Below are 25,832 nucleotides of genomic sequence, written 5' to 3' on the forward strand. Positions count from 1 at the left end.
TTCCTTAATAATTCAATAATGACTTATATTATGGTTAGTTAAAACCTAATCGCTGTTTTTACCTACATTCAAATGGAACAAGCGATTAAAATTCTCTGTGGTAATTTCAGCCATCTGCTCAACACTAATACCTTTAAGCACAGCCATATACTCCACAACATCACGAACATATGCAGGTTGATTCTCTTTACCACGATGGGGAACCGGTGCCAAATATGGCGAGTCAGTTTCCACTAAAATTCGATCAAGCGGGACAACACGTGCGGCTTCTCTTATTTGCTCAGCATTACGAAAAGTCACAATTCCCGAAAAAGAGATATACATTCCTAAATCAAGTAATTCTATCGCCGTATCTTTATCTTCAGTGAAACAATGTAAAACACCCCCACACTCAGTTACCTTTTCTTCTCGTAAAATCGATAAGGTATCTTCACGAGCTGCGCGAGTGTGCACAATAACAGGTTTGTTAACTTGACGCCCAATTCGAATGTGCTGACGAAAAGACGTTTGTTGCAACGCGGCATTTTCTTGCTGGTAATAATAATCAAGCCCCGTTTCGCCAAGGGCAACAACTTCACTGCCAGCCGCTAATTGCGCTAATCTTTCAAAATCATGGCCTTCATCTAAATTTAGTGGATGAATACCACAGGAAAACGCAATATTATCACGCTTCCCAATAAGCTGTTTCATGCTTTCAAAGCCTTGCAACGTCGTGGCAACGGCTAACATGAAGTTGACATCACGCGCAGATGCCTTAGTAATAACATCATCAACGTTAGAGTGTATTTTTTCATAATCTAAGCAATCGAGATGACAATGTGAATCAACTACAAACATATTTTACTCTTTTCATAATGAGGGATTTGCAATCAATGCTTCCCATTGTAATAACTGATTAGTCAAAATCAATTCTTGATTAAGCGCAGAGACAGTCACTAATTGATGGCGACAATTTTGCCACTGCTCATAAGCATTAACTAGTTGTGAACGTGTCATCGAGGTCGATAACAATGAGACCCGTGATAATTGGTCTTGATTAATGCAATATTGTACGGCATTTTGCTGCAATTTTAACGCATCCGATAATAGTCCTAATAACCAACTAATCAATTCAGGTCCATTATCGCTGTTTAAAATAGGTAGCAAACGTAATAAATCACGTTGTTGTAATGCAATCTCTAACTCGTCAAATAATGTACTACGTTTTTGCCAATGTTCTGGGCTAAGAAGTGCTAATGCCGCTATAGGTGAGCCTTGGCAAAGTTTCAACGCGGTTATCGCATTATTTGTATTCAAATTAGCAATTTGTTTTTGCAACCAATATAACGCGATTTGTTGTTCTGGCGCGGGTAAAAAATGTGTTAAACAGCGGCTTCTTAGCGTTGCCAGTAGACTTTCTTTTTTCTCACAGCCTAGTAAGAAATAAGTTTCTTTGCCCGGCTCTTCTAGCGTTTTTAACAACGCATTTGCTGCTGCATCGGTTAATATCTCTGCATTAGGAATATAAACAACTCTAGCGCCGCCTTGTTGAGCATGACTGCTAAGTATTTCCGTGAGCTTCCTAACCGATTCAACACTAACCGTTTGCTTACCTTTTTCTGGCACTAAAACATGATAATCAGGATGTGTTCCTGCTAACATTAAGCGACAACTATGACATTCACCGCAACTTTTCAGTCCATCTTTCTTCTGACAAATTAACCAACGGCTAATACCATAGCAAAGAGCTTCAGCTCCATTTCCCGGAAATGCGTGCAATAATAAAGCATGATGCCCACGACCACTTTGATAAGTCGCTATTAATTGGCGATAGCTATCATTTAACCAAGGGTACCAGTTCATTACGTCATAACCTTATTTAGCTAACCATTGCTGAAGTGTACTACGAATATCTTTTTGAACTTGCTCGATATTTTGACTTGCATCAACGGTTAAAATTGACTCATCTTGAGCGGCAAGTTCGGTATAACGAGCACGAGTCCGTTCAAAAAAAGCTAACGACTCTTTCTCAATTCGATCAAGCTCACCTCGTGAACGTGCACGCTGTAAACCTAATGCAGGTGGAAGGTCAAGATAAAGCGTTAATGCAGGTTTGAAATCCCCTAGCACTAAATCACGCAAAGATTGCATAAGTTCGCGGTCAATACATCTTCCGCCACCTTGATACGCTTGAGATGAAAGATCATGGCGGTCGCCAACAACCCACTTGCCTGCGGCTAAAGCGGGTTTTATCACGGTATCAACTAACTGAACGCGCGCAGCATAAAGCATCAATAGCTCTGCTTTATCAGTCACTTTGTCACCTTCAATACCTTGTTTTACCAGTTCTCGTAGCTTTTCAGCTAACGGTGTACCACCAGGTTCACGTGTGAAAACGATATCTTGAATTCCGGCTTGGTTAAGGGTTTCAACAACCGTATTAATTGCAGTTGTTTTCCCTGCCCCTTCTAATCCTTCAATAACAATAAATTGGTTTTTCATTTTGTTTATCAATTTTTCTGTTCAATTTGTCGGTAAACTTTAACTGCACGGTTGTGGTCATTAAGGTTATGACTAAAAGTATGCCCACCCGTCCCATTTGCAACAAAATATAAGTAATCTGTTTTTGCTGGGTGCGCAGCCGCTTTTATTGATGCTAAACCTGGCATAGCAATTGGTGTCGGTGGTAGTCCATCTATCTTATACGTGTTATACGCTGAGTAGTTATCGAGATCGCTTCGGTAAATTTTACCACGGTACTTATCACCAAGCCCGTAAATAACAGTTGGGTCTGTTTGCAAACGCATATTTTTCTTCAGTCGGTTAACAAATACAGAGGCCACCTGAGACCTTTCGCTATCAATTCCAGTTTCTTTTTCAATGATTGAGGCCATTATCAGCATTTCATATGCATTTTTGTACGGCAAATCACGATCACGCCCAGCCCACTCTTCATCTAGGCTGTTTTTCATACGCTGATAAGCGCGTTTGAGGATATCGGTATCTGCTGTTCCCGCTGTATATGAATAAGTATCAGGATACAACCACCCCTCAAGTAAACCTTCGCCATCATAACCAATCATCGCGTATAATTCAGTTTGGGTTGCATCCTTAGCTTTATTTTCTAAATAAGGTGCATCACGTAAAATATTACTCCAATCTGAGAAACGATTTCCTTCGATAAAACGAATTGAAAACTGAGCTTCTTTACCACTCGCAATAAGCACCAAAACTTGTTCAACATTCATTTCAGGTTGTAAACGATAAGTACCTGCTTTCATTTTTGCCAATTCAGGGCGTAGCTTTAATAACCACTGAAATTCATGTCCTTGCTCAATGATATTATCTTTAACAAGTAAATCTTCCAATGCAACACGCCCCGTTCCCGCAGGTACTGTAAATATTTTTTCTTGCGTTAAATTGACTGTCACTTTTGCATAATTAATAACCTGTCGATACTGCAAATAAGCAGCTATTCCACCGACTAATACGAGAACAAAGATAACAAGTGCTATTTTTTTGGCTAATTTCATGTTTTGACCACTTAAAAACTAGGTTTGCCGATATAGATCAGATTTGAAAGCATTAACTACATCTGACAACGCAAAAGCAGATATTCAAATAATTCTCGTGATTGGTATTCCAATACAGACTGCGACTCTTTCAAGGTAATTGTCGCCACCGGTAAAATTGGCATTAAACTATTACAAATAACAACCTCATTACATTGAGCCAATATCGCCGGAAACCGTTCGACTTCTTCCAAAGTGTACTGACTGCCAGAAAGAAGCGCCATTATCTTTTGTCTCATAAGCCCATTCACACCTGAATAAGATAATGCCGGGGTATAAACTCGATTTTTCACACGCCAAAAGAAATTAGCACTACAACACTCGACCATGATGCCATTGGTATCTAATACAATCGCTTCATCTACTTGCGCTTCATCGATTTCCTGTCGGATCAAAACTTGTTCTAAACGATTAAGATGCTTCATTCCTGCCAGCAAAGTATTTCGACTCAATGGAATTGAGCTAAGGATAAGTTGAGCACCTGTTTGCTGCAATGGCGGATAATGTTGAGGAAATGCAGAAATCGCAGTGATGACTGTGGGTTGGTTAAACCCTTTTGAACTATACCCCCGCCCACCTGCACCACGGCTAATAATCACTTTCACGACAAACTCATCATCAGTTTGTTCACGGCATATCGCTTCTATGTGTGAGGTAAGCGCCTGCCAATCCGGTTGTGGTAATTTTAATCGTCGGCTATCACTTATCAAACGACCAATATGATTTTTCAACATTTGTGCATGTTGATTAACCCCATGTATAGTCGTAAAGCAACCATCCCCGAATGAAACAGCGCGATCAGCGACATCGATTTGATTACAAATTTGACCATTTACCCAGTATGACATTGATTATACTTATAATAAAAGCTGATAAATCAGACAGTAACATAATGGAGTTATCATAAACTAAAGCATGAAGTGCTGTAAAGGATAGGAAAAAGAAAAGCCCCAGACCCTAAGGTAATCTGGAGCTTTAATTTCAATATAGCCGAGGCTTATTCTGCGTGATAACGACGGAATATCAACGAGCCATTTGTACCACCAAAACCAAATGAGTTACATAGCGCATATTCCATGTTCTCAACTTTCCTTGCTTTACCCGGTACAAGATCTAACTTGCAAGATTCATCTTGGTTATCAAGGTTAATGGTTGGTGGAACGATTTGATCACACAACGACAAAATCGTAAAGATAGATTCAACAGCGCCCGCAGCACCTAAAAGATGTCCTGTCATTGACTTAGTTGAACTGACTAATACATCAGTACCTTCGCCAAATACAGAAATAACTGCTTGAGCCTCAGCTAAATCACCTGCTGGAGTCGATGTTCCATGAGCATTAATATAGCCGATATCACTTGCTTCGATACCCGCGTCTTGCAGCGCATTAATCATTGCACGAGCAGCCCCTTCACCATTTTCAGGCGGTGAAGTCATATGGTAAGCATCGCTGCTCATACCAAAGCCTGCAACCTCTGCATAGATTTTTGCACCACGCGCTTTTGCATGTTCATATTCTTCAAGTACGATGATACCCGCACCATCACCAAGAACAAAACCATCACGGTCTTTATCCCAAGGACGGCTAGCCGCTTGTGGGTTATCATTACGTGTTGATAATGCTCGAGCTGCGCCAAAGCCAGCAACACCTAGCGGGGTTGTCGCTTTTTCTGCGCCACCTGCCAACATTATGTCTGCGTCACCATAAGCTATCATACGTGCTGCATGCCCAATATTATGCACACCCGATGTACAAGCAGTGGCGATAGAAATACTTGGACCACGCAAACCGTACATGATGCTTAAATGGCCTGCAACCATGTTGATAATTGTTGAAGGTACGAAGAATGGGCTTACTTTTCGAGGACCACCGTGTAGAATAGACTCACAGTTATCTTGAATTAAACCTAACCCTCCAATACCAGAACCAATCGCTGCACCGAAACGTGTAGCATTGGCTTCTGTTACTTCCAATCCCGCATCTTTAACAGCTTGATAGCCTGCTGCAATGCCATATTGAATAAATGGGTCCATCTTCTTCGCATCTTTGCGAGAGATGTCATAATCTTCGTAATTGAAATCTTTTACTAAGCCTGCAAATTTAGTTGCGTGGTTAGTAGTATCAAAATGCTCGATAAGGCTGATACCACTCTGTCCGCCACAAACAGCTTTCCATGATGATTCAACTGTGTTGCCGACAGGGGATAACATGCCTAGTCCGGTTATGACTACACGACGCTTAGACACGCGCATCCTCCTAAGAGGGAAAAGTGACAAAGGGAACATAGGCGATCGAGTGATCGCCTAGATAAGTTTAGTACAATTATTTAGATGCGTTCTCGACGTAGTCAATCGCAGCCTGTACTGTTGTGATCTTTTCAGCTTCTTCGTCAGGGATTTCGCAATCGAACTCTTCTTCTAGAGCCATTACTAGCTCAACTGTGTCAAGAGAATCAGCGCCCAAGTCATCAACAAATGAAGCTGTATTTACAACTTCTTCCTCTTTAACACCCAGTTGTTCAACGATGATTTTCTTAACGCGTTCTTCGATAGTGCTCATACTATTAAAATTCCTATCAAAACTCGCTTTCGCGATGGTTTTCGTAGTTTATGAATACAGGAAAAGATACAACCCAATCCCGGCTGTGGAAACCATAATTTTGCATTATTTTGCGCTATATAACACTAATTAATGCAAATGGTTCCCTCATTTCTTTAGATCATATACATGCCGCCATTGACATGCAATGTTTCACCCGTAATGTAGGCCGCTTCATCAGAAGCTAAAAACGCTACAGCACTGGCAATTTCTTGTGCATCACCCAATCTATCTGCAGGAACCTGAGATAAAATGCCTGCACGCTGTTCTTCTGTCAACGCCTTAGTCATATCAGTTTCGATAAAACCAGGTGCTACTACATTGACAGTGATACCACGAGAAGCGACTTCACGTGCTAATGATTTACTAAAACCAATAAGCCCTGCTTTCGCTGCTGCGTAATTCGTTTGCCCTGCATTTCCCATAACACCGACAACTGATGCAATGGAAATAATACGTCCACAACGTTTTTTCATCATGGCACGCAAAACAGATTTAGACAAACGGTAAACGGATGAAAGGTTGGTGTCAATAATATCTTGCCACTCATCTTCTTTCATGCGCATCAATAGGTTATCACGTGTTATGCCCGCATTGTTAATCAAAATATCAATTTCACCAAATTCTTCACGAATTTTGGTCAAAGTTTCTGCAATTGACTCTGGCGAGGTCACGTCCAATGCAAAACCCTTACCCTTACCATCAAGATAAGCGGTAATTGCTTGTGCACCATTTTCGCTTGTTGCTGTACCAATAACGGTCGCACCGCGAGCAATTAAAGTTAAAGCGATTGCTTTACCAATCCCGCGACTTGCACCCGTTACAAGGGCAATTTTTCCATCAAAGCTCATGTCGTCCTCAGATATTTTCTAAAGCAGTGTCTAATGATACAGGATCATTGACTGCTACGGCAGTTAAATTAGAGACAATCCGCTTGGTAAGACCAGTTAATACTTTGCCCGGTCCCATTTCAACAAGATGATCAACACCTTGTTCTGCCATTAACTCGACTGTTTGTGTCCAGCAGACTGGATTATACAGTTGACGGACCAAAGCATCACGAATATTTTTCGCTGATTGCTCCATTTTAACATCAACATTGTTGATCACTGGATAATCTGGCTCACAAAATTCAATTTTTTCTAATGCAATTGCTAATTTTTCAGCCGCTGGCTTCATTAATGCACAATGTGATGGCACGCTAACAGATAAAGGCAACGCACGTTTAGCGCCCGCTTCTTTACAGGCCGCAGCGGCGCGTTCAACAGCATCTTTTTCACCAGCAATAACAACTTGGCCTGGTGAATTAAAATTGACCGGCGCAACAACTTGTCCTTGAGCCGCATCTGCACAAGCTTTAGCAATCGAATCATTGTCTAAACCAATAATAGCGTACATAGCGCCAGTGCCTTGAGGAACTGCTTCTTGCATTAGTTTACCGCGTAATTCTACCAGTTTAATCGCTTCTTTGAAGTCGATAACACTTGCGCACACTAATGCAGAATACTCACCAAGGCTGTGACCTGCCATCATTACTGGCATTTTACCTTTTTTTTGCTGCCAAACACGGAAGATTGCCACAGATGCTGCTAATAACGCCGGCTGTGTCTGCCATGTTTTATTTAATTCTTCTTCTGGTCCATTTTGTACTAATGCCCAAAGATCGTAACCCAATGCATCTGATGCCTCTGCAAATGTTTGCTCAACTAGCGGATATTGCTCAGCTAATGATGCTAACATTCCAAGAGACTGAGAACCCTGTCCGGGAAATACCATAGCAAATTGTGTCATGTCTATTTTCTCAGTAAATTAAAAACGAACCAGCGCCGAACCCCACGTGAATCCACCACCAAATGCTTCTAATAGCACAAGTTGACCTCGCTGAATGCGACCATCACGCACAGCTTCATCAAAAGCTGTTGGGACTGATGCTGCAGAAGTATTACCGTGACGATCAAGTGTGACAACAACTTTATCCATTGTCATATCTAGTTTTTTGGCCGTCGCTGTAATAATTCTTAAATTAGCTTGATGTGGCACTAACCAATCAAGTTCTTCTTTTGCAATGCCACTCTCCGTTAGTGTTTCATCAACAATATGAGCGAGTTCGCGCACTGCAACTTTAAAAACTTCATTACCTGTCATTGTCAGGTAAGCAGGGTCATCAGAACAACGACTACGATTTGGTAGCGTTAATAGATCGCCATAGCGCCCATCAGCGTGTAAATGCGTTGAAATAATACCCGGTTCATTAGATTCACCAATCACAACCGCACCCGCTGCATCACCGAATAAAATAACAGTACCGCGGTCGTTTGGATCTAATGTTTTTGATAATGCATCTGCACCAATAACGAGTGCTTTTTTCGCCATACCGGTTTTAACGAATTGATCTGCAATACTTATTGCATAAGTAAAACCCGCACAGGCTGCTGCAATATCAAATGCAGCGCAATCATTAATACCGAGCATTTGTTGGACTTGGCAGGCTGCGCTTGGAAATGCGTGGGTTGCAGATGTTGTGGCAACAATAATTAAACCAATTTCACTGCTATCAACGCCTGCCATTTCGAGTGCGTTTTTTGCAGCGTGAAAGCCCATGTCGGAAACACTTTCGTTTTCCCCAGCAATTCTTCTTTCATGTATACCCGTGCGCGTTACAATCCACTCATCAGAAGTATCAACCATTTTTTCCAAGTCAGCATTGGTACGTACTTGCTCTGGCAAGTAACTGCCTGTTCCTAATATTTTACTGTGCATAGACATAGGTTATTGATCACTCCTGGGTAAAACAATATTTAGTCGAGCTGTTATTTTTTCAGGTACTTGTTTATCCGCCGCTTGTACCGCACGCTCAATTGCTGCTTTGAAAGCATGTTCGTTCGCTGCACCATGACTTTTGATAACAATACCATTCAATCCTAACAGAGTCGCACCATTATACTGGTCTGGATTCATATCCACAAAACGCTTCATTAAGCGTTTTTTTAACCATTTTTTTGCCAGTTGCATAAACCAACTGCTTTTTTTATTTTCATCGCCCGCTGACTTTAACAATGAAAGGATAACACGGATAACCCCTTCCATTGTCTTCAATGAGACGTTACCTGCGAAGCCGTCACACACTAATACATCGGTTTTACCTGTGAGCAATTCATTGCCTTCAACGTAACCAATATAATTAATCGACGCGGCTTGTTTTAATACTGCGGCGGCTTCGCGGATATTATCTAGTCCTTTACTTTCTTCTTCACCAATATTCAGTAAAGCGACTTTAGGGTTGTTGATATTGGCAATTTCTTCTGCCATAACCGAACCCATCACTGCAAACTGGACTAACATTTCACTACTACAATTCACGTTTGCACCTAAATCTAGGACAACCGTTTTACCTTTTTTCTGATTAGGCAATATTGTCATCAATGCAGGGCGTTCTATCCCTTCAATTGATTTTAACATCAATTTTGCCAACCCCATTAGCGCACCAGTGTTTCCTGCACTTACACAAGCTTGTGCCTGCCCTGTCTTTACCAACTCTAAGGCCACTCGCATCGATGTTCCTTTACTCTGCCTAATAGCGCTTGATGGCTTCGCATCGTTCGCTATGACGCCTTGTGCTGGAATAATTTCAATACGCGAAATTTGCTCGGCACTCTGTTGTGCAAGCAAGGGTTGAATGGCTTCGGGTTGACCGACAAGCAGTAATTTTAGTGCTGGATTAGATGCCAATGCCTGCAAAGCCGCAGGCACCGTGATGCGGGGACCAACATCCCCGCCCATAGCATCTAACGCAATGGTTAGATTGGCCAAGGTATCAACTTGTAAATTAAAAACTACTTGTTGATAACTTTACGGCCACGGTAATAACCATCTGCAGTCACATTGTGACGCAGGTGAGTTTCACCAGAGGTTTTATCTACAGAAACTAGGGTTGCAGTCAGTGCATCATGTGAACGACGCATACCGCGTTTTGAACGAGTTGGTTTATTCTGTTGTACGGCCATTGACCTTACTCCTTAAGTACTTTTCTTTAAACTGGCTAATACGGCAAATGGGTTTGGTTTCTCGGCCTCAGGAGGCAATTCACCAAACACCATGTCCGCTTCGGACACTTCACAGTGTTCAGAATCATGAACCGGAACAACTGGTAAGGAAAGAATTATTTCATCTTCTATCATTCCCAGCAAATCTATTTCACCAAATTCATCTACATGAACAGGTTCGTAGCATTCCGGTAATGCTTCGGCCTTTTCGTCATTGACGACAGGACTAAAACAATACGATATGTAGACATGGTGCTTAATATCTTTTCTGCAACGTTGGCATTCTAGCGTGACATCCACAGTGGAATGCCCTTCTATAACTGTCAAACGCTGATTATCAATTTTAAATGATAATTCGTTATCAACATCACTATCTACACTAACTACTGACTCAGCAATACGAGTAACTTGCTCAGGTGTATAACTCCCAACATAGTCGAGGTTTTTCTGAGCTGTACGCTGTGCATCAATCGTTAGGGGTAATTTTACCTTTTGCATAAGGCGCGCATATTAACTTTCAAATGAACTATAGTCAAAGAAAAAGGCAATGTAATCTTGCCTTTTCACCAAAAAATCGCAGGTTTTGCGGTGTATAGTTTAAAATGAGTTATCCCTTTTGGCTATGAGTTTCGAGAAAAATTATGAAATCAATTATTTTGGCTTCCACTTCACCCTATCGCCAAGCCTTATTAAAAAAACTAGGCATACCATTTTTAACGGCTGCACCCGATATTGATGAATCCCCTATACTCCACGAATCTGCGCAAGCTTTAGTTACTCGTTTATCTCACGAAAAAGCCAATGCACTGGCTAAGCAATACCAACAGCATTTAATTATTGGCTCAGACCAAGTTTGTGTCATTAATGATCAAATTGTTGGTAAACCACACACCTTTGAAAATGCCTTTAAGCAGCTCAAAGCAGCATCCGGCAGCAAAGTGACTTTTTATACTGGTTTGTGCTTACTAGACACAGAGACAGGCAAATTTAACGTTCAATGTGAATTGTTTGATGTCTATTTTAGGCCATTAAGTGATGAAGAAATAACGCACTATCTCAATAAAGAAGCGCCATTCCAATGTGCAGGAAGTTTTAAATCTGAAGGATTAGGTATTGCTCTATTTGAACGATTGGATGGCCGCGATCCAAATACATTAATTGGCCTGCCCATTATTTTACTACTCGAAATGTTACGTAAGCATGGCATAAACCCATTAAGCTAAATAAGCCCAAAAAGCGTTAACGAGGATCTAACTGCTACTCCTCGTTAACGCAAATCAGATTAAATGCCTATTAATTTGCCTTGCGTGCACGTAAAGCTTTCAAGCAATTGCTCAGTTTTACATCTAAAGGTGCTTGTATTTGCATTTCTTCACCTGTTTTAGGATGAGTGAAGCGCAATGAGCTGGCATGTAAAAATAGACGCTTTAAACCTGTATCAGCTAACTGACTATCAAATTGCTTGTCACCATATCGGTCATCAAAAGCTATTGGATGCCCTGCATGTAAGGTATGTACACGAATCTGATGCGTTCTCCCCGTTACAGGGCTTGCTTTTATCAGTGTCACATTATCAAAACGCTCTTCGACTTTAAAACGTGTCTCAGAGGGCTTTCCTTCACTATTGACTCTGACAACTCTCTCACCACTTTGCAGAATATTTTTTAATAATGGCGCTTGAATCACTTTGATATGTGATGGCCAGTTGCCACGCACCAATGCTAAATAATCTTTTTGCATTTGCTTGAGGCGTAATTGCTCATGTAATGCTCTTAATGCAGACCGTTTTTTTGCCACAAGTAAAATACCGGAGGTATCTCTATCTAAACGGTGAACTAATTCAAGAAAACGGGCTTCTGGTCGCAATGCTCGCAACCCTTCAATTACACCAAAACTTAAACCACTACCACCATGCACAGCGGTACCTGAAGGTTTATTGATCACTAAAATCGATTCATCTTCATACAATATGCAATCAGCTAAAGCAGCAACTTTATCCAATTTCGCTGAGACAGGCGCATTTTCACGCTCTGCAACTCTCACTGGCGGCACGCGAACTTGGTCACCATCTAGCAATTTATACTCAGGTTTAATCCGTCCTTTATTAACACGTACCTCACCCTTACGGATGATGCGATAAATCATGCTTTTAGGAACACCTTTTAGCCTTGCTAGCAAAAAGTTATCGATGCGTTGCCCTGCTTCGTCATCGCTAATATCAATAAAATAAACTTGGTTATCTGTTTTCATTAAGGAATGCGTTAACTCTAATTGATTAAAATTTTAATTGATTAAAAAATACTCGAACTCACTCTTTCTATCATACCTTTTTCGTAAATTTTTTTATCTTTTTTTTCAATTTGCTTACTTTCTGGCTGAATAATCCTATTTCTCAATAAAATTTCCATATAACTTACGTATCAACTTGCTATAATGCACATGGCAATGGAATAATAAGAAGTTGCCGAGATGTTTGAACACAAGAATTGGCACTAAAATAGATATATGCCCAAAATAATTCAAATTGCATGTAGGTATCGAGCGAAAATAGCCCGATAAGCATGGATAAATTATGTGGTTCAGGCAGTTGAGTGATGTACTATGTTTATAATAAACACCATTCAATTTGAAATATAATGGGTATTGAATTTGTTATTTGATGGCGTAACGATGCAGCAATGGCGTAAGACATTTAACAACATCAAATAAATTAGCGAGCAACGAATTTTAGCTTATTGGGTTAGGAACTTCCGTTTTTTATGAAAATTTACGGCATCCTGATTAAGAACGCTGAATTTTTAATCTAAGAATCAGGTTCACCGAATACTGCGCGTCTCTATACGAACGACTGCCGAGAGGCAGACGGCTTTGTAAAAATCATGAGGCCATCGGTTTACAGTAGCTCTTTTTTTCGCTGCTCTTTATTTATAAAGTAAAAAATAATGAGTAAGTAACAACATGAAAAGAATGCTAATAAACGCAACTCAACAAGAAGAGCTGCGTGTTGCCCTTGTTGACGGGCAACGTCTTTATGACTTGGATATTGAAAGCCCAGGTCATGAACAAAAAAAAGCCAACATTTACAAAGGTAAAATTACCCGTATCGAACCTAGCCTTGAAGCCGCTTTTGTTGATTATGGTGCTGAAAGACACGGTTTCCTCCCGATTAAAGAAATTGCCCGCGAATACTTTCCAAGCAACTATCACTCTCAAGGTCGCCCTAACATCAAAGATGTTTTAAAGGAAGGCCAAGAAGTTATTGTTCAAGTTGATAAAGAAGAACGTGGTAATAAAGGTGCGGCACTAACCACTTTTATTAGTTTGGCCGGTAGTTATTTAGTATTAATGCCAAACAATCCTCGTGCAGGCGGAATTTCACGTCGTATCGAAGGTGAAGATCGTACCGAACTTAAAGAAGCATTATCGTGCTTAGAAATTCCAGAAGGTATGGGCCTTATCGTTCGTACTGCCGGTGTTGGTAAATCAGCTGAGTCTTTACAACAAGATTTGCTTTACCGTCTGCGCCATTGGGATGCTATCCAAAAAGCAGCTGAAAATCGTCCAGCGCCTTTCTTAATCCATCAAGAAAGTAACGTTATTGTACGTGCATTCCGCGATTATCTACGCCCTGATATTGGTGAAATCCTTATCGACAATCCGAAAGTTGTTGAAATGGCACGTAACCACATTGAAGCCATTGGTCGTGGTGATTTTGCGAGCAAAATTAAACATTATAGTGGTGAAATACCGCTATTTAGTCACTACCAAATCGAATCTCAAATAGAGTCTGCATTCCAGCGTGAAGTGCGTTTACCTTCTGGTGGTGCGCTCGTTATCGACACAACTGAAGCATTAACGGCAATTGATATTAACTCCTCACGTTCTACGCGTGGCGGTGATATCGAAGAAACTGCGTTCAATACTAACCTAGAAGCCGCAGATGAAATTGCACGTCAATTACGTCTTCGTGACCTTGGTGGTCTAATTGTTATCGACTTTATTGATATGACGCCAGTTAGGCATCAACGTGAAGTTGAAAACCGTTTACGTGATGCCGTTCGACAAGACCGTGCTCGTATTCAAATTGCGCGTATCTCACGTTTCGGTTTATTAGAAATGTCTCGTCAGCGTTTGAGCCCTTCTCTTGGTGAATCAAGCCATCATGTGTGCCCACGCTGTACAGGTACAGGAACTATTCGTGATAACGAATCACTTTCTCTTTCTGTTCTTCGTTTAATTGAAGAAGAAGCACTAAAAGAAAATACGCATGAAGTTCATGCCATTGTTCCTGTGCAAGTCGCGTCGTATTTACTTAATGAAAAACGCAAAGCAATCACTGAGATTGAACAACGTCAACATCAAGTACGTGTCATTATCGTCCCTAATGACCAAATGCTAACGCCTCACTACAATGTGATCCGTATTCGTAAAGGCGAAGAGATTAGTACGCTTAGCTATAACTTAGCGCAATACCATGAGTCGGAAACACTCAGTAATACTGACGACACAACCTCAGAACGTAAAGCGCCAGAACAACCGGCTATCTCAGCGTTTGCGCTACAAGAACCTGTTGAAGTTCCTGCACTTAAACCAAAAGAAGTCCCGGTTAAAGCGCCTACCCAAACAAGCGCTGATAAACCCGCTAAGCCAGGCCTATTTAGCAAAGTTGCGACCTTCTTTAAGAATCTTTTCGCTGAAGAAGAAAAAGTTGTCGAAGCGCCGGCGCCTACGCCACGACCAAGCAATAATGACCGTCGTCGTAATAATGATCGCAGAAATAATCGTCGCAATAATAATCGACGTGACCGCGATGACAGCACAGATAATCGTGACAACCGCGATAATCGCAATAACCGTAATACGCAGTCTGATGATGCAAATAATCGTAATAAAGGTAGAAACAACAGAAATACTGCTCAGCCAGAAGAGCAAGCGACAACTGAAACTGCCACTGTAGCTAATGATAATCAGCAGCAACGCCGTGACCCACGAGCTGATCGCCGCCGCCGTCAAGACGAAAAACGTCAACAACAAACGGCTAAAAATCAGCAAGAAGTTCAGCAAGACAGTGCTGTAACACCTGCGGTAAAAGAAGAAGATGAACAACGCCCAGCGGCGCAACGTCGCCAACGCCGTCAGTTAACACAAAAGATTCGTGTTACTGATAACGACCAAGCAGCAACATCTGTAGAGTCAACAACCGCTGCTGAACAACCAACAACAGTTGTGGCAAATACTACCGCTGCTTTACCGGCACCAACGCCTGCTATACAACATAAAGTAGTAAGCCATGATAATGACAATCAACAGGCTAATACTGTTACACAAAATAATGCACAACTTAATGATGAAAACCTGCAAGATAATAACGATCTAGTAGGCGATGATGAGAAGCAGGATACGATTATCCCACGCCGTTCACGTCGCTCTCCTCGTCACTTGCGCGTGAGTGGTCAGCGTCGTCGTCGTTTCCGTGATGAGCGTCATTTAAATAAATCTCCGATGCCATTATCAGGGGCTGTTGCTTCGCCAGAATTTGCTTCAGGTAAAGTATTCATTCGTTATCCAATTGTTCTGCCTCCACAAGAAAGCTTTGCAATTATTACAAATGAAGAAATGCTGGAACAACAAAACTCAGCTAACGCATCACTCGCCGAAACCGCTAAATTAGCTATATCAGTAGCAACTGAACAAGCGATTAATGTTGAAGCTGAAACTAAGCCAGTAGAAATCATTAAAGCAGTTGAACATGTTGTGACAGAAGCTGTTATTTCTACAGTAGAAACAACTGAAACAGTAGCTGAAGAATCAATTCAAGCAGTAATTGAGCCCGTTATCGAAAGTACGGCTCCAATCACTCAGCCTATAGTTGAAGAACCTGTTTCTGTAGAAACGACACTTGCAGAAGTGAAAGAAGAAATAGTCGCTGAGCCTATCAATGTTATTGTTGAAGAAACTCAAGAAATAGTGACAGCTACTGAAACGCCTGCTGTTGTTATTGTTGAATCTATAGTTGTAGAACCTGTAGTCGTAGAGCCTGTAGTTACTGAATCGGTAGAGCCTGAATCTATGGCGACTGTATCTTCTGTAACTGATGCTATAGCTGAAACTACAATTGAACTCGCAGTAGTAACTGAAACGATTGCTACAGTGCCTGCTGAGACGAAACCAACAATAGCGTCTGCAACTCAAAAAACTGCAGGGCAGTACAAATGTCATTCATCTTCACCAATGACAAAAGCACCTGCACCTGCGGCTGTTGAATCAACATTTGAGAGTAAAGAATATCAACGCGAAGCTTCTACTTTTGAAGGTAAAGGTGGTGCCGGTGGGCACGCAGCATCAAGTGTAGCCACTTCAGAAATGGCAAAACCAGCTAGTTTCTAACGATTACACTCAGTTGTTCAAAAGGCCTTGATGACATCATCGAGGCCTTTTTTATTGCTTAGAGATAATACAATCAACCCTCTATTATATAAATACCAATCCATTCCCTAGATAATTTGCATTGTAAATAAGCGGTAAGTAAGCAAATTTTAAAAATCTAGATAACAAAATGATTCAGAATAAAGATAAATAAAACCACTCTAATATATTCCCTAAATAGTTCGAGTTGTAGGTAGGCGGCAAGACGAAGCTATCTTGGGGAGCATACATAAGTATGTGACCCGAGTCGCTGAAGCGAAACCAACACCTCAGCGACCCGAAATATGACAGGAACAGATATTCCCTAAATAGTTCGAGTTGTAGGTAGGCGGCAAGACGAAGCTATCTTGGGGAGCATACATAAGTATGTGACCCGAGTAGCTGAAGCGAAACCAACACCTCAGCGACCCGAAATATGACAAGAACAGATATTCCCTAAATAGTTCGAGTTGTAGGTAGGCGGCAAGACGAAGCTATCTTGGGGAGCATACATAAGTATGTGACCCGAGTCGCTGAAGCGAAGCCAACACCTCAGCGACCCGAAATATGACAAGAACAGATATTCCCTAAATAGTTCGCGTTGTAGGTAGGCGGCAAGACGAAGCTATCTTGGGGAGCATACATAAGTATGTGACCCGAGTCGCTGAAGCGAAACCAACACCTCAGCGACCCGAAATATGACAGGAACAGATATTCCCTAAATAGTTCGAGTTGTAGGTAGGCGGCAAGACGAAGCTATCTTGGGGAGCATACATAAGTATGTGACCCGAGTAGCTGAAGCGAAGCCAACACCCCTACGGCTCGAAATATGACGGGAAGTTAGAACCAAGGAGCGGCAACCATAACCCCTCCATAAAACAGCGCTCTACCCGCCAGCTCGCCACTAAATACCGCCGCCATCATAATAACCAACACAATTTTATTACTTGCTGTTGGCTTTATCTGTTTATTTGCAATGATACATGGCAGCATCATACTCATAACTACTTGCCACCAAAGAAGATAGCTATCACCAAGGCTGTTTGGAATTTGTATGCGTATTATTTGCGAAACCAATACCAAGCCAACACCAATAAGTAGCCCTAATTTAATCACTTTTGATTGTTGCTTATTTTGTCCATTAACAAATAGGGTCACAAAGCAAAAACCAAGTAGTATTGCACTGCCGATAAAAGCAATTTGAGTCGCAGGTGAGTGCCACAATGGATGCGCTAACATCTGATAATAGACTTGAGCAGTCACGAATATTGCTGCAATACCCGCTATTGCACTCAACAAACCTAAAATTTGATTACGTGTATTTTTAATTGGCTGTAGCCAACAGCAAAGCGCCCATAAAGTTATCAATCCATTCAATAAAATGAAGGTTATCGCTTCACGGCTTAGCCATGAATGACTTAGACCTAATACTGAACGATAAGCTTCAAGTGGGACGCCTAAATGCCCCATTGACATTGACGATCCAATAACTTCAATCAGCCAGATAATAATGACTGCACTGCGCAATGATTTTCCTGAAAGCGCTTGCTCTGCGGAGACACTGAACTGGTATAATGTCAGCGCTAAAATGGCGCCAATTCCCCACTGGCTCATAACCGTAAAAAAAACTAGAGGAAGTTCCATATGTTTGATATCCATCATTAATCCTCCATACCAATAATCACAATATTTGGATTACTAATCGTGTGGTCAGGCATATTGTATTTTTGTTCCAGTACTGCCCAATTAGTCGTATGTTTTTTTCGTAGGACAGATATTTCACCGAACTCAATCGCACCTGTTGGACAAGACTCAACACATCGAGGTAACAAACCTTCATCAAGTCTCTCTGCACACATATTACACTTACTGGTTTTACCTTCAGCAGGGTCAAAAACAGGGGCATGGTATGGGCAAGCCATGATACACATTTGACAACCAATACATTTTTCATGATCTTGCACCACAATACCATCAGCACGCTTTGTATAAGTATCTGCTGGACAAACCTTTAAACACTGAGGATCATCGCAATGGTTACAAGACATAGTAATAAATGCCTGCGTATTCGGTGAATCTTGATTAAACTCTCGTACCCTACGCCATAATACCCCTGGCGGTGTTACATTCTCGGACTTGCAAGCCATTGAACAAGTTTTACAGCCATAGCAGTCTTTGGTATTAATTAGAAATCCATATTGCTTAACCATGATTACACCTCCCTTCTCACATCAACCAAGGTGCTATTACAACAATGGCCTGTGCCTAAATGCTCCACTTGGTCATTAGTAACGTGGCTACTACTACCTCCTTGTTGTTCCCACCAACCGTTATCCAGTGATACAACCCCTTGTTTAATATGTGTAGTAACAACCGCGATTGCACGATGTTCACCACGATCATTAAAAGCAACTGCCCATTCACCATTATTAATGTTTCTTTGTTTGGCATCTTCTGGGTGGATTAATACATTTGGTTGATTACGCTGCACTTCTAATATCCATTCATTCATACCATGGCTAGAGTGCACACTGCGTGCAAGCTTGCGTTGCACAGCCATCAATGGATATTTTTTGGCCAACTCCGGAGACCCTTTAATTGACTCTTTGACTTGATAATAAGCCACAATTGGCGAGAACTTTTTCTGCTGCCACTCTTCAATAAAAAAATGCGCTTTTTTAGTCGATGTTCTAAAAACACCCTCGTTGAATGGGATCCAATCGCCTTCAACAGGGCGAACAGGCCCTTTTTCTAACATCTGTCGAGTGATACCGGACCCTGCTAAACAGGCATCAATGTAATGCTCAATTGGCTGATTAAACACCTCACCGAATCCAAAACGCTCAGCTAATCGTGCAAAAATCCAATAATCAGGCTTCGCTTCACCAACCGGTTCAACGGCCTTTTCCATTAATTGAACATATTGGCTACGCACACCTGCCATTAAACTGGTATCTTCAAAGATTGTTGTCACAGGAAGCACTAGGTCTGCATATAACGCAGTCGAACTCATCAAGTTATCGGCAACCACGACAAATGGTACCTTTTTCAAGGCTTCACGAACTTTATTCGTATTCGGTAGTTGCGTCATGACCCCCATTGTCATTACCCACCAAAAATTAATGGGATGCGGTTTATCGTTGACAATATAGTCACCGACCTTCGCAACAGGGATAGGCGTTATTTTTTTAGCATTTGGCGCTGGGGGAACAATAGGGCTGAAATTTGCCATTTGTCTCGCACCACCCGCATCACAAACACCTGCGCCACGTTTACCAATGTTTCCGGTTAACAAAGCAAGGTAGAACTGACTCGCCGCCACATATGCACCATGTTCAGTACGTTGTGCGCCAGACATATTTTGTACGATCATAGATGGAGTGATTGATGAATAATCACGTGCTAAGCGCACAATGGTTTCAACGGGGACATCTGTTTCTTGGCTAACTCGTTGCACATCCCAAGGCTTGGATGATTGATATATTTGTTCAAATACAGTTTGATAGCCTAAATTTTCTGGCAATTCATGTTGAAAAAGTGCCGCTTTAATACCCTGAGTATCATGACGTACTAGTTGTTGTTTAATGACATCAAATACCAAATAGCTATCTTTATCTTGAGCATCTTGCCTAACTTGATGTTGTTCTTTATCCACTAAATAAACAGCACCCGTACGTGCGCGTAAAAAATCTTCATCAATACGATTTTCTTCAATAATAATCTTAATCATACCTAGTGCTAATGCTGTGTCAGTACCCGGTATAATCGGTATCCACTCATCTGCTTTAGCCGCAGTTTCATTAAATCTCGGATCAATAACCACTAACCGAGCACCATTTTTTCTAGCTTGATTATAATTTTTAAAATAAGCCTGCATAGTTACCGCTGGGTTATTTCCCCAGCAAAGAATATAACGACTATCCGCTACGGTATCTCGTGTATCTGCATAACGTAAACCAACCATTGGGATCATCGCAGCAGTCACAGCAGAACAACATAAAGACCCCGCTTGTTTAGTTGAACCACCTAAATAATCAAAAAATGCTTTTCCCATGTCATTCTTGATTGAGTCCATATTGCCAGCGTGTGTAGAGATAAATAACCCTTCATTACCAAACTTAGCAATAGTTTCTCTAATATTTTGTTCTATTAAATCAAGGGCTTCATCCCAACTGATAGGCTTAAAATCACCCTCCCCCTTCTCGCCGACACGCAATAACGGTGTGGTAACTCTTTGGTCGTGATAAACCCATTTTGTCCGACTCATGCCTCTTAAACAGCATTTAACATTAAAACCTTCCGTCGCTTGCACCTTCATCAACTTACCTTGATAAGTGTAAGCGGTTAGATTGCAATGCAAACATTCCATCGCACAGGTGGAACGAAATGTTTTGTAGTCAGATAACTTGAGTCTTATTTTTATTAAGGGTTGGTTATTATTTACCTGGGAAAAAGAACATGGTGCGATCGTCGCCAAACCAACCACTCCAAGTCCTTTAAGTAAGGTTCGACGTTTAAGACGAAACTCATTTATTATTTTCATTATAGTAAACCTCGACATTGCTTTAATAAGTTCACCATATATATACTCCATACACAATTAGTAAACTTGAGAGAGATCAAAACAACACACTATTTACGGGTATAAAAGATGATGACCACAGAACTAAAAGCGATTTTTATGGAGATGTTAGCTGACGTTAGCGACTCGTGGTAAAATCAGCGGTCTTGTTAAAGCGAGGTTTATTTATGTCTACACTGCAAGGTGTTAATTCTGTTGATATTGCAATTAACATTTTAAATTTTATTGCTCAAAATGGCGGTATTGCTCGTGCTGCGGATATTTCTAAAGGATGTGAAATATCTAAAAGTCGATTACATAAATATCTCGTCTCTCTTTGTAGAACACAAATGCTCTATCAAGATATCCAGACAAGCCGTTATGGGCTAGGACGAAATATTTTATTATTATCGAGCTTTATTGAGGCTGATAATTCACATATCGATATTATTAATAACAGCTTAATAAACTTTCGTGACGAACGGAATGTTTCGACAGGGGTTGCTTCTCGATTAGGTAAAACTGTGTCACTAGTGAAATATAATCGCAGCTTTAAAAATGTTGATATCGATTATTTACCAAATACACCGTTACCTCTTGAAAAAAGTGCCGCAGGTATCATTTATTGTGCCTTTGATAAACAAATCAAACAGACCTTATTTTCATCCCAAGAGCTTGATACAGTAATACAACAAGGTTACGCCATTCGCTATACACCAACAGAGGGTATTCCTGGCGCTCAATCAATTGCCTGCCCCGTTTTCAATAATCAAGGGGAATTAATCGCCGCAGCCATCACTATGGGCTTTATTGATAAAACTGATATGGAAGCACTTGCGAGTGCACTCATCAAGCAAGTTAAGACTATTGTTATTTAAGCTAATAATAAATACAAAGAAGAAAAACAAAGAAGCCGAGACTAACTCGGCTTCAAATAAACTAAATTGAAAAAAACGATTACCTATCGACTATTTAACGTCAATACGAGGTAATTCGCCCATCTCTTTTAATTTTTTAGAGATATCACGACGCTCTTTAGAAAGCTCAGCGTTTTTAATGATGTAATCATCAACACGATCGTCGTAGTCACTACGCATATTCGCAATAATAGCTTGAATATCGTCAATAGACATACCTGGTTTAATATACTCACTCAGGTTATCTAATAATAAAACTCGCTTTTGGTTATCGCGAATTTTTTTCTCATTGTCGGTAATTTCACGACGGATCTTATTTTTACGGCGAAACATACGCACAAATTCCAGTACATTTTGGAAAGACGGCTTGTTAGCGTTGTCCATGATTTAAAACCCTCTATTAAAATATTCAAAACGTGTTATCTATTAACACAATACCTTCGAATACCATCATGTTACAAGTCAGTTTCACATTTTTATTGATTTATAGCTATTATACTTCAAGTTACAGCGCTATCGATGTGCATTTACTGCCCAAAGAATATGCTTAAAACCTCATTGCTTTATGCTTTGGTGACCAATGGGCTCTCAATATTATTTTGATTGGTTTTCGCACTTTTTTCATTTTCATTGCTATCAATTTTATCACTGCGTAGACAAAATGCGGATAATATTGTGGTTAAAACGACAAAACCACCCATAATTAAGTATGTATCTGCAAATCCAATTTTGTCATATCCCCAACCCGCCAGTGGTGACAAAATACTGGCAACAACAGAAGTAATGCAGCTAAAACCGACTAAATATAAAGTAGATGATAAACGCTTATCAAAATGACGGCTGTTATACTTAAAGATAGCAATTAAGAGAATAGGCAATTCAACGGCGTGTAAGAGTTTCATCGCTGAAATTAAAATTGGTCCTTCCACTAAACCTGAACCAATAACTCTTAATGCCATAATGCTACTAGCAAATAATAATCCATTTTTCGCACCAATTCGGTTTACAATAAACGGGGCTAAAAACATACCACCAGCCTCTAAGAAGACCTGTAATGAATTTAGATATCCGTACATCTCATTACCCATTTTTTCATCAGCAAACTGATGCGCAAAATAGACCATGAATTGCTGATCATAAACACTGTAAATACAAGTACCAAGTACAAACAAGATGAGCGCCCAGAAACGCGGCAATGCGAATAACTGTAAAGCATCTCCAATCGTAATCGCAGAAGGACTGCCATGCTCAAGGCTATTATAAGCATCTGTTTTTGCGGTTTTTAATCTCAATAATATAATTAGAAAGATGACACCCGAAATAGTAGCCATTATAAAATTATAATTTGGATCAATATTGATATTACGCCCAGCAAAGAAAGTGGCGACAGCCCAACCTAAAGATCCCCACATTCTGGCTTTGCCGTATTCAAAATCACGTAATCGGCTGACACGCTCGGTATAAGATTCAAGAACACCAATCCCCGCATGAAAGGTCATGCCAATGAACAACCCCCCCACTAAACTACCTATCACAATATTCCACTTTAATAATGAGCCAAATACCATAAAAAATGGACCAGAGGCAATCAGTAAAATTGCAATAAAAAGTAAAAGGTTTTTACGTAAACCTAATTTATCTTGTAAAAATCCATATAGTGGTTGTGCACATAATGCGATAATTGAGATACACGAAAAAATAACGCCAGTATCCGTTCCCTCTAAGCCAACATATTTACGTAACCAAATTGCAACAACTGAAAATGTTGATGACCAGGTGAAAAAGAAAAAAAACAACAACGCACTTAGTGAGGCATAATATTTTTTTGATTCACTATTCATGTTTTATCCGCCAACTAATAATAATCCTTGGCTTAATGTTAAGGTTAACATTAACTGTAAACTAGATATTTGCCTGCCATTTGCGATGTTACTCACAAATGTTAACGTTAACAATATCTATTTGAGACATCGGTCACACTATAAAATCACTTGATACTCTATTTAATATCGCCTCTGAATATCATCCATAATTAATTTGCTTAAACAAAATTATCAAACTTACTATTTTATAGAGTCTAGCAATAGAAATCCTAAATACATCAATTATTAATGATCCCGATTGCTATTCTTTGTTTGGTTTAGCTTTGTGTGTAGATAGGTTACTATTAAGCAACACTAACATAGAATATTAAAGCAATGCTCCCGAAGAATATGCGGTTACAAGATAGCATTTCATGCAATACAATATAAAACTACACGGTGGTTCACGTTGAAAGACAATAAAAAACAACCCTCACTTTTCATTCATGACTATGAAACTTTCGGTAAACGGCCTGCGCTGGATAGACCGGCTCAATTTGCAGGTGTACGTACTGACCTCGATTTCAATATCATCGATGAACCCGAAGTTTTCTATTGCGCCCCATCAGATGACTATTTACCACAGCCAGAAGCGGTAATGATCACGGGTATTACGCCACAAATTGCACTGGCACAAGGTGTCAACGAAGCTGAATTTGCGAAACGTGTTCATCAAGCATTCAGTGTGCCTAATACTTGTATCATGGGTTATAACAATATTCGTTTTGATGATGAAGTCACGCGTAATATTTTTTATCGCAATTTCTATGACCCGTATGCCTATAGCTGGCAACAAGGTAACTCTCGATGGGATCTACTTGATACGCTTCGCGCCTGCTTTGCACTGCGTCCTGAAGGCATTAACTGGCCTGAAAACGAAGATGGGTTACCTAGTTTACGTCTTGAGCATTTAAGTAAGGCTAATGGCATTTTGCATGAAAATGCTCATGATGCGATGTCCGATGTTTTAGCCACGATCAACATGGCTAAATTACTGAAAGCAGCACAACCACGAATGTTTGATTATTTTTATCAACTACGAAATAAAAATAAAGTCAGTGAGTTAATAGATATCGTTAATATGACTCCTCTGGTGCATGTTTCTGGCATGTTTGGCGCTTTACGCTCTTATGTGAGTTTAGTTGCTCCATTAGCATGGCATCCTGATAATCGTAATGCGGTCATCATGTGTGATTTATCCGCGGATTTATCCCCTTTAATTGAATTAAATGCACAAGAATTGCGCACTCGGCTTTATACACCTAAAGCAGAACTTGGGGACAAACTACCCGTTCCCGTTAAATTAGTGCAAATTAATAAATGCCCAATTTTAGCGCCCGAAAAAACATTGCGTCCTGAAGATGCAGAGCGTACAGGTTTAGATCGTGATTTATGTCTACGTAATTTAGAAGTTCTTCGCAAAGATCCAGAAATCCGTAATAAAATAATTGAGTTATTTAGTGTTGCACAAGAATTTGAAGAATCAAATGATGTAGACACACAAATTTATAGCGGCTTCTTTAGTACTTCCGATCGTTCTACGATGGATATTATTCGTGAAACATTACCGCAGAATTTGCCCGCTTTAGATCTTAGTTTTGAAGATAAGCGCATGAAAGAACTTTTCTTTCGCTATAAAGCACGTAACTTTCCAAACATCTTATCTTATGAAGAACAACAACGCTGGTTACAACATCGTAGAGACTACTTTAACGAAGCCCGTTTAACCGAATATATGCAACAAATACAAATGCTACTTGTGGAACATCAGCAAGATGAAAAACGTTGCCAACAATTAAAGGCATTAGTAAATTACGCGACAGAGTTAGCAAGTTAGCTAAAATACTAAATAAAATGAAAATGGGCAGATAATCTGCCCATTTTTATAAGGAA

At 40.4% G+C, this 25,832-nt stretch carries 23 protein-coding genes; 4 read left to right on the forward strand and 19 right to left on the reverse strand.

From position 1 onward, the window contains the following. Positions 1-45: 45 nt before the first annotated feature. From AAZR93_RS04790 to yceD, 13 genes are all read right to left on the reverse strand, one after another. Positions 46-837 (reverse strand): metal-dependent hydrolase, encoded by a 792-nt coding sequence (locus tag AAZR93_RS04790; RefSeq protein WP_294105556.1) that lies wholly within the window; start codon positions 835-837, stop codon positions 46-48. 12 nt (positions 838-849) lie between these two features. Beyond that, positions 850-1,842, reverse strand: a complete 993-nt coding sequence (holB, locus tag AAZR93_RS04795) for a DNA polymerase III subunit delta' (protein WP_434719120.1) — start codon at positions 1,840-1,842, stop codon at positions 850-852. A 12-nt stretch (positions 1,843-1,854) separates the two neighbouring features. Further along, a complete protein-coding gene (gene tmk / locus AAZR93_RS04800; RefSeq protein WP_294105550.1) occupies positions 1,855-2,481 on the reverse strand; it encodes a dTMP kinase in 627 nt (208 codons plus the stop codon). A gap of 8 nt (positions 2,482-2,489) precedes the next feature. Continuing rightward, positions 2,490-3,512 (reverse strand): endolytic transglycosylase MltG, encoded by a 1,023-nt coding sequence (mltG, locus tag AAZR93_RS04805; RefSeq protein ID WP_434719121.1) that lies wholly within the window; start codon positions 3,510-3,512, stop codon positions 2,490-2,492. Positions 3,513-3,568: 56 nt separating this feature from the next. Then, positions 3,569-4,399 (reverse strand): aminodeoxychorismate lyase, encoded by an 831-nt coding sequence (gene pabC, locus AAZR93_RS04810; RefSeq protein ID WP_434719122.1) that lies wholly within the window; start codon positions 4,397-4,399, stop codon positions 3,569-3,571. A 149-nt stretch (positions 4,400-4,548) separates the two neighbouring features. Further along, positions 4,549-5,799 (reverse strand): beta-ketoacyl-ACP synthase II, encoded by a 1,251-nt coding sequence (fabF, locus tag AAZR93_RS04815; RefSeq protein ID WP_434719123.1) that lies wholly within the window; start codon positions 5,797-5,799, stop codon positions 4,549-4,551. A 76-nt stretch (positions 5,800-5,875) separates the two neighbouring features. Continuing rightward, entirely contained in the window at positions 5,876-6,112 is a 237-nt protein-coding gene (gene acpP / locus AAZR93_RS04820; RefSeq protein ID WP_004253236.1) for an acyl carrier protein, read from the reverse strand. A gap of 155 nt (positions 6,113-6,267) precedes the next feature. Beyond that, positions 6,268-7,002 carry a 3-oxoacyl-ACP reductase FabG gene (gene fabG, locus AAZR93_RS04825; RefSeq protein WP_294105391.1) on the reverse strand — a complete coding sequence of 245 codons (735 nt, stop codon included), beginning with the start codon at positions 7,000-7,002 and terminating at the stop codon, positions 6,268-6,270. 7 nt (positions 7,003-7,009) lie between these two features. Further along, complete coding sequence (gene fabD / locus AAZR93_RS04830; protein ID WP_434719124.1) at positions 7,010-7,942, reverse strand: ACP S-malonyltransferase; 933 nt, start codon at positions 7,940-7,942, stop codon at positions 7,010-7,012. A gap of 18 nt (positions 7,943-7,960) precedes the next feature. Beyond that, entirely contained in the window at positions 7,961-8,911 is a 951-nt protein-coding gene (locus tag AAZR93_RS04835) for a beta-ketoacyl-ACP synthase III (protein WP_294106180.1), read from the reverse strand. 9 nt (positions 8,912-8,920) lie between these two features. Further along, positions 8,921-9,961 carry a phosphate acyltransferase PlsX gene (gene plsX / locus AAZR93_RS04840; protein WP_294105389.1) on the reverse strand — a complete coding sequence of 347 codons (1,041 nt, stop codon included), beginning with the start codon at positions 9,959-9,961 and terminating at the stop codon, positions 8,921-8,923. Between the two features lie 23 nt (positions 9,962-9,984). Further along, a complete protein-coding gene (gene rpmF / locus AAZR93_RS04845) occupies positions 9,985-10,155 on the reverse strand; it encodes a 50S ribosomal protein L32 (RefSeq protein WP_068444665.1) in 171 nt (56 codons plus the stop codon). Positions 10,156-10,167: 12 nt separating this feature from the next. Next, positions 10,168-10,692: a 23S rRNA accumulation protein YceD gene (yceD, locus tag AAZR93_RS04850; RefSeq protein ID WP_294105369.1), complete on the reverse strand. Its 525-nt coding sequence runs from the start codon at positions 10,690-10,692 to the stop codon at positions 10,168-10,170. Between the two features lie 143 nt (positions 10,693-10,835). On the opposite strand from yceD, the gene AAZR93_RS04855 reads away from it, so the two are divergent. Next, complete coding sequence (locus tag AAZR93_RS04855; RefSeq protein WP_294105367.1) at positions 10,836-11,417, forward strand: Maf family protein; 582 nt, start codon at positions 10,836-10,838, stop codon at positions 11,415-11,417. A gap of 70 nt (positions 11,418-11,487) precedes the next feature. On the opposite strand, the gene rluC is transcribed toward AAZR93_RS04855, so the two are convergent. Further along, positions 11,488-12,444: a 23S rRNA pseudouridine(955/2504/2580) synthase RluC gene (gene rluC / locus AAZR93_RS04860; protein ID WP_434719125.1), complete on the reverse strand. Its 957-nt coding sequence runs from the start codon at positions 12,442-12,444 to the stop codon at positions 11,488-11,490. A 708-nt stretch (positions 12,445-13,152) separates the two neighbouring features. Here rluC and rne point away from each other — a divergent pair. Further along, the gene (gene rne / locus AAZR93_RS04865; protein ID WP_434719126.1) at positions 13,153-16,581 is read left to right on the forward strand and encodes a ribonuclease E; all 3,429 of its coding nucleotides are present in this window, start codon (positions 13,153-13,155) and stop codon (positions 16,579-16,581) included. Between the two features lie 858 nt (positions 16,582-17,439). On the opposite strand, the gene AAZR93_RS04870 is transcribed toward rne, so the two are convergent. From AAZR93_RS04870 to AAZR93_RS04880, 3 genes are read right to left on the reverse strand one after another with little or no spacing between them, the layout of a single operon-like run. After that, positions 17,440-18,261, reverse strand: coding sequence for a dimethyl sulfoxide reductase anchor subunit family protein (locus AAZR93_RS04870; RefSeq protein ID WP_434719127.1), 822 nt, complete (start codon positions 18,259-18,261; stop codon positions 17,440-17,442). Next, positions 18,261-18,809, reverse strand: coding sequence for a 4Fe-4S dicluster domain-containing protein (locus tag AAZR93_RS04875; RefSeq protein WP_294105356.1), 549 nt, complete (start codon positions 18,807-18,809; stop codon positions 18,261-18,263). The genes AAZR93_RS04870 and AAZR93_RS04875 overlap by 1 nt, the downstream gene beginning before the upstream one ends. Before the next feature lie 2 nt (positions 18,810-18,811). After that, positions 18,812-21,142 carry a molybdopterin-containing oxidoreductase family protein gene (locus AAZR93_RS04880; RefSeq protein ID WP_434719128.1) on the reverse strand — a complete coding sequence of 777 codons (2,331 nt, stop codon included), beginning with the start codon at positions 21,140-21,142 and terminating at the stop codon, positions 18,812-18,814. Positions 21,143-21,348: 206 nt separating this feature from the next. On the opposite strand from AAZR93_RS04880, the gene AAZR93_RS04885 reads away from it, so the two are divergent. Continuing rightward, positions 21,349-22,038 carry a helix-turn-helix domain-containing protein gene (locus tag AAZR93_RS04885; protein WP_434719129.1) on the forward strand — a complete coding sequence of 230 codons (690 nt, stop codon included), beginning with the start codon at positions 21,349-21,351 and terminating at the stop codon, positions 22,036-22,038. Positions 22,039-22,128: 90 nt separating this feature from the next. Here the strand turns inward: AAZR93_RS04885 and tmaR are convergent, their stop codons facing one another. Both tmaR and AAZR93_RS04895 read right to left on the reverse strand, forming a co-directional pair. Next, positions 22,129-22,461, reverse strand: a complete 333-nt coding sequence (gene tmaR / locus AAZR93_RS04890) for a PTS system regulator TmaR (protein ID WP_294105349.1) — start codon at positions 22,459-22,461, stop codon at positions 22,129-22,131. A 179-nt stretch (positions 22,462-22,640) separates the two neighbouring features. Further along, positions 22,641-23,918, reverse strand: a complete 1,278-nt coding sequence (locus tag AAZR93_RS04895; RefSeq protein WP_434719130.1) for an MFS transporter — start codon at positions 23,916-23,918, stop codon at positions 22,641-22,643. 430 nt (positions 23,919-24,348) lie between these two features. Between AAZR93_RS04895 and sbcB the strand changes: the two genes are divergently transcribed. After that, a complete protein-coding gene (sbcB, locus tag AAZR93_RS04900; protein ID WP_434719131.1) occupies positions 24,349-25,776 on the forward strand; it encodes an exodeoxyribonuclease I in 1,428 nt (475 codons plus the stop codon). Positions 25,777-25,832 lie beyond the last annotated feature (56 nt).

The sequence above is a fragment of the Providencia sp. Je.9.19 genome (assembly GCF_051129765.1).
Taxonomy (GTDB): domain Bacteria; phylum Pseudomonadota; class Gammaproteobacteria; order Enterobacterales; family Enterobacteriaceae; genus Providencia.